This is a genomic window from Streptomyces sp. SID1328 (assembly GCF_009865595.1).
GTDB classification, from domain to species: Bacteria; Actinomycetota; Actinomycetes; order Streptomycetales; family Streptomycetaceae; genus Streptomyces; species Streptomyces griseoluteus.
Genome location: NZ_WWKH01000857.1, coordinates 1 through 9,801, shown reverse-complemented (window position 1 = coordinate 9,801; position 9,801 = coordinate 1). Strand labels below are relative to the sequence as shown.

Annotated in this window: 10 protein-coding genes and 1 pseudogene; 6 read left to right on the top strand and 5 right to left on the bottom strand. The window is 72.7% G+C overall.

Features of this window, described 5'->3' with window-relative positions:
* The first annotated feature begins 1 nt into the window (after position 1).
* Both GT030_RS27610 and GT030_RS27605 read left to right on the top strand, forming a co-directional pair.
* Positions 2–1,336 (top strand): histidine kinase, encoded by a 1,335-nt coding sequence (locus GT030_RS27610; protein ID WP_161203410.1) that lies wholly within the window; start codon positions 2–4, stop codon positions 1,334–1,336.
* On the top strand, positions 1,333–1,998 hold the full coding sequence (locus GT030_RS27605; protein WP_161203409.1) for a response regulator transcription factor: 666 nt from the start codon (positions 1,333–1,335) through the stop codon (positions 1,996–1,998). The genes GT030_RS27610 and GT030_RS27605 overlap by 4 nt, the downstream gene beginning before the upstream one ends.
* Positions 1,999–2,007: 9 nt before the next feature.
* On the opposite strand, the gene GT030_RS27600 is transcribed toward GT030_RS27605, so the two are convergent.
* The 3 genes from GT030_RS27600 to GT030_RS27590 all read right to left on the bottom strand — a co-directional run bounded on the left by GT030_RS27600 (position 2,008) and on the right by GT030_RS27590 (position 3,914).
* On the bottom strand, positions 2,008–2,982 hold the full coding sequence (locus GT030_RS27600; RefSeq protein WP_161203408.1) for a TauD/TfdA family dioxygenase: 975 nt from the start codon (positions 2,980–2,982) through the stop codon (positions 2,008–2,010).
* 99 nt (positions 2,983–3,081) lie between these two features.
* Positions 3,082–3,543: a peroxiredoxin gene (locus tag GT030_RS27595; RefSeq protein WP_161203407.1), complete on the bottom strand. Its 462-nt coding sequence runs from the start codon at positions 3,541–3,543 to the stop codon at positions 3,082–3,084.
* Positions 3,540–3,914 (bottom strand): DoxX family protein, encoded by a 375-nt coding sequence (locus GT030_RS27590; RefSeq protein ID WP_161203406.1) that lies wholly within the window; start codon positions 3,912–3,914, stop codon positions 3,540–3,542. Before GT030_RS27590 ends, GT030_RS27595 begins: the two co-directional genes overlap by 4 nt.
* Before the next feature lie 182 nt (positions 3,915–4,096).
* Here GT030_RS27590 and GT030_RS27585 point away from each other — a divergent pair, with 182 nt between their 5' ends.
* Positions 4,097–5,047 (top strand): RNA ligase family protein, encoded by a 951-nt coding sequence (locus tag GT030_RS27585; protein ID WP_161203411.1) that lies wholly within the window; start codon positions 4,097–4,099, stop codon positions 5,045–5,047.
* Between the two features lie 109 nt (positions 5,048–5,156).
* Entirely contained in the window at positions 5,157–5,933 is a 777-nt protein-coding gene (locus GT030_RS27580) for an NPP1 family protein (protein ID WP_161203405.1), read from the top strand.
* Between the two features lie 27 nt (positions 5,934–5,960).
* Here the strand turns inward: GT030_RS27580 and GT030_RS27575 are convergent, their stop codons facing one another.
* Positions 5,961–6,485: a hypothetical protein gene (locus GT030_RS27575; RefSeq protein ID WP_161203404.1), complete on the bottom strand. Its 525-nt coding sequence runs from the start codon at positions 6,483–6,485 to the stop codon at positions 5,961–5,963.
* A gap of 354 nt (positions 6,486–6,839) precedes the next feature.
* Here GT030_RS27575 and GT030_RS27570 point away from each other — a divergent pair, with 354 nt between their 5' ends.
* Entirely contained in the window at positions 6,840–7,631 is a 792-nt protein-coding gene (locus tag GT030_RS27570) for an RNA polymerase sigma factor SigF (RefSeq protein ID WP_161203403.1), read from the top strand.
* Between the two features lie 215 nt (positions 7,632–7,846).
* Positions 7,847–8,659, top strand: coding sequence for a VOC family protein (locus tag GT030_RS27565; RefSeq protein ID WP_161203402.1), 813 nt, complete (start codon positions 7,847–7,849; stop codon positions 8,657–8,659).
* 56 nt (positions 8,660–8,715) lie between these two features.
* On the opposite strand, the pseudogene GT030_RS27560 reads toward GT030_RS27565, so the two are convergent.
* Positions 8,716–9,801 (bottom strand): annotated as a pseudogene (locus tag GT030_RS27560) (glycogen debranching enzyme); the annotation flags it as partial.

Below are 9,801 nucleotides of genomic sequence, written 5' to 3'. Positions count from 1 at the left end.
GATACCGCCGGGCCGGGCCGCGCGGCAGCGCAGCCCGGAGTTCCGGTTCGCCGCGGACGCCCTGGGCGGGCTGCGGCAGGACCTGTTCCACGACGCCTTCGCCTTCCGCCCGCTGCCGCCCACCGAACCCGGCGGCCGCTTCACCCGGCGCGGCTCCGAGCGCCTGCGGGAGTACGGGGCCCGGGCGCCGCACGCGGTGGTGGTCGTCCTCGCCGGGATGGCGGCTTTCCTCGCGCTGGCGAGCCCGGACGGCGCCGGTCCGGTCGGCCTGCTGTGCGCGCTGCTGGCCGGGGCACCGGTGCTGCTGACCCTGGTACGTCCGGCGGGAGCGTTCTGGGTCTCCCTGGCCGCCAACACGGTCGCCCTCGTCCTGTCCGGCGGCTCGTCCGGCGAATCGCCTTTCCCGCCGGGCGGCTTCGTCGGGCACCTGGCCGTGCTGACGGTCGTCGCGGCGCGCACCCGCCCACGCACGGCCGCCTGGATGTGGCTGCTGACCGCGGCCTACGGGGTGCTCGCTGACGGCCTGTTCGGCCCGAGCGACTTCGGCTACGGGTCCGACCTGGGGCCGCTGCTGTTCTTCGCCGGCGTGTTCCTGCTGACCGTCGCGATCCGCCAGACCTTGCGGCAGGCCCGTCGGGAGGTGAGTGTCCACCAGACCGTCACCGCGCACGAGCGTTCCCGGCGCACCCTGCTGGAGGAGCGCACCACCATCGCCCGCGAACTGCACGACGTGGTCGCCCACCACATGTCGGTGGTCGCCATCCAGGCGGAGGCGGCTCCCTACCGGGTGGAGAACCCGCCGCCGGAGCTGGAGAAGGCGTTCGCCACCATCCGGGAGAACGCGGTCGCCGCCCTGACCGAGCTGCGCCGGGTCCTGGGCGTGGTCCGCGCACAGGACTACGAGGCCCCGGACGCCCCCCAGCCCACCCTCGCGGACCTGGACGCCCTGCTCGCCAACGTGCGGGACGCCGGGCTGGACGTCACCAAGACGGTGACGGGCGCGGTGCGCGAACTCCCGCCGGGCGTCGAGTTGTCGGCGTACCGGATCGTGCAGGAGGCGCTCAGCAACACCCTGCGGCACGCGCCGGGCGCGGACGCCAAGGTGGAGATCGGGTACGTGCTCGGCGGTCTGGGCCTGCGCGTGGTCAACGGGGCGCCGCCCGCGCCGAGTCTCATCAAGCCCTCCCCCGGCGCCGGTCACGGCATCACGGGCATGCGGGAACGCGTCTCCATGCTGAACGGCGAGATGACGGCATCCCCGACGGCCGAGGGCGGCTACGAGGTGGCCGTGTTCCTGCCGGTCCCGGCGGCCGCCCCGATCGAGGGTGAGGCATGACGATCCGCGTGGTGATCGCCGACGACCAGATGATGGTCCGCGAGGGCTTCTCGGTCCTGCTGAACGCGATGCCGGACATCGAGGTCGTCGGCGAGGCGGTCAACGGCCGGGAGGCGGTCGCGCGGGTACGTGAACTCGCCCCGGACGTCGTACTGATGGACATCCGCATGCCGGAGATGAACGGCATGGAGGCGACGCGCGAGATCATCGCGGCGGACGCGACGGCGAAGGTGCTGGTGCTCACCACCTTCGACCTGGACGAGTACGTCTACCAGGCACTGCGGGCCGGGGCCTCGGGCTTCCTGCTGAAGGACGCCTCCGCGCGCCAGCTCGCGGACGGGGTGCGAGTGGTGGCCTCCGGAGAGGCGCTGCTCGCGCCGACGGTCACCAAGCGGCTGATCCACGAGTTCTCCCGCCTGTCCGAGGCCCCCCGCCTGATGCCGGCCGCCCACGCGGCCTACGGCGAGCTGACCGAGCGGGAGACGGAGGTGCTGGTGCTGATCGCGCAGGGCCTGTCGAACTCCGAGATCGCCGAGCGGCTGGTGGTGGCCGACTCCACCGTCAAGACCCATGTGAGCCGCATCCTGGTCAAGCTCGGCCTGCGGGACCGCACCCAGGCGGCCGTGTTCGCCTACGAGGCGCGGCTGGTCACACCGGCGTGAACCAGGGGGCTACCAGCGTCCGGGCTCCGTGCCCACCAGCGGCTTCGACGCGATGCCGTCCACGCCCACCGGCACGTCGCCCTGGAGCATGACCCGGTGCATGATCCGGGGGTGGCCGACGTGGGCGGTGTCGCCGGGGGCGAGGTGGACCGTGGCGCGGTTGTCCCAGAAGGCGACGCTGCCGGGCTCCCAGCGGAAGCGGACGGTGTACTCCGGCCGCACCACCTGCTCCAGCAGCATCTCCAGCATGGCCGCGCTCTCCGGGCGGGAGACCCCGGAGATCTGCTCGAGGTAGTAGCCGTTGACGAACAGCACCCGCTCCCCCGTCTCCGGGTGCACCCGCACCAGGGGGTGCTCGGAGGCGACCTGGTGGTCCAGGAGGTGCCGCAGGTACGCGTCGTCCCCGGGCCGGGGCTGGTAGCCGACCCCGAGCCGGTGCTCGGCCCGCAGCCCGTCCACGAAGGCGCGCACCGGCGCGGACAGTCCGGCGTAGGCGGCGGCCAGGTTGGCCCAGGTGGTGTCGCCGCCGTACGGGGGTACGGTCTCGGCGCGCAGGATGGTCGCGGCGGGCGGGTCGATCCGGGCGCCGTGGTCGCAGTGCCAGCCGCGCAGCAGGGTGTGCCGCCGCCGGCGCAGCCACTCCTCGTGCTCCATGCCGAACCGGCCGCCCAGCTCCAGCCGGTCGGCGGTCGTCTCCACCTCGGGGAACCCCTCCGGCGAGGCGCTCCCCCGCTTGCGCAGCACCACGGGCTCGCCGAAGCGGCGGGCGAAGGCGACGTGCCCGGCGTGGTCGAGCCGCTGGTCGCGGAAGAAGACGACCTTCCAGCGCAGCATCGCGTCCCTGATCAGCGCCACCAGGGAGTCGTCGAGCGGTGCGGCGAGGTCGACGCCGGTGATCTCGGCGCCGATGTGTCCGGCGACCGGTTTCACCGCCACGCCCGCGACGTGCTCGGGCCGCTCCGCCGAGGTGCTGTCCGTGGTCATGTCCGCGCTCCCGGGGGTCGTCGTACGGGCTCCCCTTGATCGTGTCAGCCGGACGGTGGCCTTGGCGAGCACGGGCTCGGCCACCTCCCGCAGGAGAGATCAGCCCTTCGCCGCCCGCAGCGCGGCCAGAGCCCGGTCGGCGTGGGTGTTCATGCGCAGTTCGCTGCGGACGATCTCCAGGATCGTGCGGTCCTGCCCGATGACGAAGGTGACCCGCTTGGTGGGCGCGAGCGTGAAGCCCCGCTTGACGCCGAAGCGTTCCCGGATCGTGCCGTCGGTGTCGGAGAGCAGGGGGATCCCGAGGGTGTGACGCCCGGCGAACTCCTGCTGCTTCTCGACGGTGTCGCCGCTGATGCCCACGGGCTGGGCCCCGGCGGCGGCGAACTCGCCCGCCAGGTCGCGGAAGTGGCACGCCTCGGCGGTGCAGCCGGCGGTGAGGGCGGCCGGGTAGAAGAACAGCACCACGGGGCCGCCGGCCAGCAGTTCCGTCAGCCGCCGCTCGGTGCCGGTCTCGTCCGGCAGTGTGAAGTCCTCGACGCTGTCGCCGACTTGGAGGCTCATGACTGGCCCTTCGCGGTACGGGCGACGCCCCGGGCCCACAGCACCAGCGGCACCTGGAGGGGCAGCCGGGCGAGGGAGGCGGTGCGCAGCGGGGCGGGCCGGCGCCGCCAGTCGACGGCCATCTTCACGTTGGCCGGGAAGACCCCGACGAAAAAGGCGGCGGCCGCCTTCGCGGCCGGTGCGCGGGTGGCGGGCACGGCGACCCCGGCGGCGAGGGCGAGTTCCGCGACCCCGCTGGCGTAGGTCCAGGTGCGGGGCGAGCCGGGCAGGGCGCGGGGGACGAGCTCCTCGAACATCCGGGGCTTGGCGAAGTGGGCGATCCCGGCCGAGGCCAGCAGACCGGCGAGCAGCAGGGGCGAGCGTGGGGGCACGATGTCTCCTTCGATGGCCTGCCGCCGGATATTACTTGACGGTAGGGGCCGGTCGGCGGCTCGGGTACCGGCGCGGCGGCGGCAGCCGTTCGGGGGAACCCGCGGCGCGGGGTGCGTGGTGGCGCCCCGCGTGGTCGACATGTTCTGCCGTGACCGTCGCGCCGCTGCCGTTCGTCCGTCCCATGCTCGCCACCCCCGGCACCCTGCCGCCGCCCGCCCAGGACGCGCGCTGGGCGTACGAGACCAAGCAGGACGGGCAGCGGGTGATGGTCTACCTGCCCGGTGACGGAACCCTGCTGCTGCGCGCCCGCTCCGGGGAGGACATCACGGCCGCCTATCCCGAACTGGAGCCGCTGGCCCACGCCTTGGGGGACACGCCCGCCATCCTGGACGGCGAGGTGCTGGCGCTGGACGCGGAGGGACGGGCCGACTTCCAGGCCCTCCAGAACCGGATGGGCCTCGCGCACACCCCGGCCCTGGCGGCCCGCCGGGCCGCGCGGGCTCCGGTCCACCTGGTGCTGTTCGACGTGCCGTACCTCTCCGGGCCCCGGACCGCGGCCCCGTACGCGCGGCGGCGCGACCTGCTCGCGGGCCTCGGCCTGAACGGTCCGCGCTGGTCGGTGCCGGGGGCGGTGGTGGGCCATGGCGCCGAGGCGCTGCGGATGACGCGGGAGCACGGTCTGGAGGGGGTGGTGTGCAAGCGGCTGGACTCGGTGTACGAGCCGGGCGTTCGCTCCCGGAACTGGATCAAGATCCGGAACATCAGGAGCGTGGACGTGATCGTCGGCGGGTGGCTGCCCGGCAAGGGCCGCCTGTCCGGGCTGCCCGGCGCGGTACTGGTCGGCCAGCGCGCGGGAGGGCGGCTGGTGTACGCGGGCCGGGTGGGCACGGGCTGGAGCGAGGGTGAGCGCACCGAGCTGGCCGCGCTGCTGGCGGCATCGGCGACCGAACGGTGCCCCTTCGATCCCGTGCCCCGGATTCCGGGGGCGCGCTGGGTGCTGCCCCGGCTGGTCGGCGAGGTCGGCTTCAGCACCCGGACGCGGGCGGGGCTGCTGCGCCAGCCGAGCTGGCTGCGCCTGCGCCCGGACCTCGCCCCCGAGGAGTCGGCGGCGGACCTCCCCGAGGACCTCTGAGCACGCGGCAGACAGGATTTCACCTGTGGGACAGGTGGGACGGCTTCACAGCGGGCCCTTCGGCCGGGATGCTGAACTGCCTTGTCCCCCAACGCAGTTGGAGATTGAAGTGGGTTCGTCCACGACCCGCCGACGGCGCGGCGGATGGCTCGCCACGCTCACCGGCGCCGCCACCCTCGTGATCGCCTTCCCGGCCGCGGCCTTCGCCGCTCCCCCGCTCGCCCTGCCGGTCAACGCCACGACCGAGGAGCTGAGGTACCAGCCCGCGTTCGACTACGACACCGACGGCTGCTACCCGACGCCCGCGATAGGCCCCGACGGCACCATCAACCCCGGCCTGAACCCGACCGGCGCGCTCAACGGCAACTGCCGTGACGCCTCGGACCTGGACAACACCAACGGCTACTCGCGCGCCAAGTGCAACAACGGCTGGTGCGGCTATCTCTACGGCCTGTACTTCGAGAAGGACCAGGCCCTGCCCGGCACCAGCATCGGCGGCCACCGCAACGACTGGGAGCACGTGGTGGTGTGGGTGCAGGACGGGCAGACGCGGTACGTGTCGACGTCCAACCACGGCTCCTTCACCGTGCACCCGGCCTCCGAGGTCCGCTTCGAGGGCACGCACGCCAAGGTCGTCTACCACAAGGACGGCATCGGCACGCACTGCTTCCGGCTGGCCAACACGGGCGACGAACCGCCGGAGAACCACAAGCACACCTGGCAGTACCCGGCGCTGGTCGGCTGGGACGGCTACCCGCCCGGTCTGCGCGACAAGCTGAGCACGTATGACTTCGGCAGCGCCAACTTCGGCCTGAAGGACGCGAGTTTCGCCTCGCACCTGGCGTCGGCGAAGCCGGCCGGCATCCCCTTCGACCCGAACGCCTGACCCTCTCGCGGGCCGGCCCGGCGCCCGTCAGGCGGTGCCGGGTTCGGTCCGCTCCTCCAGGTACGCGGTGAGCTGGTGCTCCAGACTGTCCGGCCCGCAGGCCGCGGCGGTGGCCACCTGGGCGGTCTCGGTGAGGCCGATGCCGCCGGCCCACAGCCTGCGGTCGGTCCACTCGTCGTCCACCCGCAGATGGACCTGGACGTCCACGTGGGGGAGCGCGTCCTCGGCGGCGGCCGCGTGCACCACGGCGGTGGCCCGGCGCAGCGGGTACACGTCGAAGCCCTCGATGAACTGCGAGTTGCGCCAGTCGATGAAGGCGCCCTCGCCGTCGGCGCCGACCCGGACGTCGATCTGACCGTCCTCGAGCTGGACGCTGCACGGGCGGGTGCCCCGGTTCTCGATCGTCACCCGGACGCTGAAGTACGTCAGCCCGGCCGCGGCGTCGTCACGCCCCCGGGGCGGTTCGGCCGTCTCCAGACGATGGACGCGGACCCGCAGGCCGGCGTGCTCGCCGTATTCCTGCCAGTCACCGACCACGTTCGGCTCGTACACAGTGCCCCTCTCGACCATCCGCGAGCTGCTGTCTATCCGTGTGCTCAGCACACTGTCAAATGAGCGGAATGCCACCTGGCCAGGCGGTTCGCCCGCTTCGCTCGGTGATCAAGCCGTGCCCAGGAGAAACCGTCCGGGCGGGTGCGCCGGCACCACTCGCGCGCGTGCCGCACATCACTCCGGGCGACCGCCTCTCACGGCCCGCGTCCATGGAGCCACCCAGCCCAAAACCGGGTCAAGACCGACACGGGTTTCGTCCCTTATTGGCATGTTTGTTTGTTTTTGCCGCACACTGGGCAAGAGGGACTGCAGTGCCGAATGTGCCTGTCCCAGCCCGCGAGAGAAGTGCACGCGATGTCTGTAACCGGCAGCACGAAAACCCACCCTCATGACGACGCCCCTGACACGGCCCACGCCTTCGAGCGCCTTGCCGGGCTCCCCGAGGGCCCCGAGCACGTGGCACTCCGGGACGAGCTGGTGCGGCTGTGGCTGCCCATGGCCGAGCGGATCGCGGTCCGGTTCCGCGGGCGTGGCGAGTCCCTGGAGGACCTGTACCAGGTGGCCGCCCTGGGCCTGGTGAAGGCCGTGGATCATTACGACCCCGAGCGCGGCCGGGCCTTCGAGGCCTACGCGGTGCCGACGATCACCGGCGAGATCAAGCGCCACTTCCGGGACCACATGTGGACCCTGCACGTACCGCGCCGGGTGCAGGACCTCCGCAACCGGGTCCGCAGCGCCGGCAAGGAACTGGCGCAGACCATTCCCGGCCGTCCGCCCACCGTGGCGGAGCTGGCGGCGCACACCCGGCTCAGCGAGGACGAGGTGCGCACCGGCATGGAGGCGCTGGAGTGCTTCTCCGCGCTGTCCCTCGACGCCGACGTGGCGGGCACCGACGGGTACGCGCTCGGTGACTCCCTGGGCGAGCCGGACCCCGGCTTCGACCTGGTGGTGGACCGAGCGGCCGTGAAGCCCTGTCTGGCGGCGCTGCCCGAGCGGGAGCGCACCATCCTCTACCTGCGATTCTTCCGGGGTATGACGCAGAGCGGGATCGCAGAACAGCTCGGCATATCGCAGATGCACGTCTCCCGGCTGCTGAGCGGCTGCTTCGACCGGCTCCGCGAGGAACTGCTCACCGAGTCCGGCTGAGCCGGCCCCCCAGCAGCTCCCGTACCGCCGCACCTTTCACTCTTTCGGGTGAGAGCCGCCCGCCTTCGTGACGACCCGGACGCGCTGCATGGCCGGGGATGTCACCGCACATCAGGGCTCTCCTGCGGGGTAGTCGGGAGGCAGCAGACCCCTATTCGGCCGGACACTGGTCGAGACCGGTGGCCGCCGGGCCCCGAGAGCAGGACGCGACCGTCATGAATCACCACACATCCGTCAGCGGTGGCTTGAGGAAGAAGAAGGACACCGTCTCGACGCACTCCGTCTTCGGTGCCCCCTGCTGGGTGAGCCTGACCAGCCGCGATCTCGACGCCACCGAGGAGTTCTACAGCGCAGTGCTCGGCTGGCGCTGGCGCGACGCCCGCCTCGGCGACCACTTCCGGATCGCGCTGGCGGGCGACGTGCCGATCGCCGGGATCGCCGCCGTCGCCGGGATGTGGCAGACCGCGGTGGCCTGGACCCCGTACTTCGCCGTCCCCGACGCCGACGTGGCGGTGGCGCGGGTCCGGGAGCGGGGCGGCACGGCGGCCGTGGGCCCGCTGTCGTTCCCGCCCGGCCGGGGCGCGCTGCTCGCCGACCGGGACGGGGCGACCTTCGGCGTCTGGCAGGGCGAGCTGTTCTCCGACTGGGAGTCCTGGCGCCGCTCCGCCCCCGCCTTCATCCGCCTGCACACCCGCAACGCCTTCGACGCGGCGATCTTCTACGGCGAGGTGCTGGACTGGGCCACCGGGAAGGCGGGCGGCTGCGAGGTCGAGTACGAGGGCGGCGAGGTGGTGCTGCGCAGCCAGGGCACCGCGGTGGCGCGGATCGACTCCGGCGCGGTGGAGGCGGCCCCGGACCCCTCGGTGCGGCCGCACTGGCAGATCCACTTCTCCGTCGACGACGTGGCGCGCTGCGCCCGCAGCGCCGAGAAGCACGGCGGCAGCGTGCTGAGCGAGAGCGAGCGGGAGGCGGTCCTGCGGGACCCGGACGGCGCCCAGTTCACGGTGACCGCACGCGGCCCGCGCTGACGGACGACAGGAGGGCGCCCACCGGATTCCGGTGGGCGCCCTCCTGTCGTCCCCGCTCAGCCGTCGCGGGACGGCCGGGACAGCAGGATCAGACTCCGCGACTCGACCCGCAGCCGGGTACCCGCCTTGCGCTCCCGCTCGTCCGGCACGCCCTCGGGATCGGCGGTGTCGATCAGGGTCGTCCAGCGCTCGCCGTACGACGCGGCCGGCAGCCGGAAGTCGACGGGCTCCCAGAAGCCGTTCAGCAGCAGCAGGAAGGAGTCGTCGACGACCCGGCCGCCGTAGGCGTCCCGCTCGGCGATGGCGTCGCCGTTGAGGAAGACGCCCACCGAGTGCGCGTCGCCGCGCCGCCAGTCCTGGTCGGTCATCTCACGCGCGTCGGGCCGCAGCCAGATCAGGTCGGGCAGCGGCTGCTTCTTCCGGGTCTCGGTCTCGCCCCGGAAGAAGCGGCGCCGGCGCAGCACGGGGTGCTCGGCGCGCAGGCCGATCAGGCGCCGGGTGAAGTCGACGAGGGCGCGCTGCTCGTCGGTGAGGTCCCAGTCGATCCAGGAGATCTCGTTGTCCTGGCAGTAGGCGTTGTTGTTGCCGCGCTGGGTACGGCCGAGTTCGTCGCCGTGGCCGAGCATCGGGATGCCCTGGCTGAGCAGCAGGGTGGCCAGCAGGTTGCGCTGCTGACGGGCCCGCAGTTCGAGCACGGCCGGGTCGTCGGTGTCGCCCTCGGCGCCGCAGTTCCAGGACCGGTTGTCGCTCTCGCCGTCCCGGTTGCCCTCACCGTTGGCCTCGTTGTGCTTGTCGTTGTACGACACGAGGTCGCGCAGGGTGAAACCGTCGTGCGCGGTGACGAAGTTGACGCTGGCCCGTGGCCGGCGCCGGCTGGCCTGGTAGAGGTCGGAGGAACCGGTGAGCCGGGACGCGAACTCGCCCAGTGAACCGGGCTCGGCCCGCCAGAAGTCCCGTACGGCGTCCCGGTACTTGCCGTTCCACTCCGACCAGAGCTGGGGGAAGTTGCCGACCTGGTAGCCGCCCTCCCCCAGGTCCCAGGGCTCGGCGATGAGCTTGACCCGGCTGATCACCGGGTCCTGCTGGATGAGGTCGAAGAACGCCGACAGCCGGTCCACCTCGTGGAACTGCCGGGCCAGGGT

Coding starts and splice junctions, on each gene's coding strand:
- GT030_RS27565 (WP_161203402.1), top strand. CDS start 7,847: ATGAATCACCACACATCCGTCAGCGGTGGCTTGAGGAAGAAGAAGGAC.
- GT030_RS27585 (WP_161203411.1), top strand. CDS start 4,097: ATGCTCGCCACCCCCGGCACCCTGCCGCCGCCCGCCCAGGACGCGCGC.
- GT030_RS27600 (WP_161203408.1), bottom strand. CDS start 2,982: ATGACCACGGACAGCACCTCGGCGGAGCGGCCCGAGCACGTCGCGGGC.
- GT030_RS27605 (WP_161203409.1), top strand. CDS start 1,333: ATGACGATCCGCGTGGTGATCGCCGACGACCAGATGATGGTCCGCGAG.
- GT030_RS27570 (WP_161203403.1), top strand. CDS start 6,840: ATGTCTGTAACCGGCAGCACGAAAACCCACCCTCATGACGACGCCCCT.
- GT030_RS27595 (WP_161203407.1), bottom strand. CDS start 3,543: ATGAGCCTCCAAGTCGGCGACAGCGTCGAGGACTTCACACTGCCGGAC.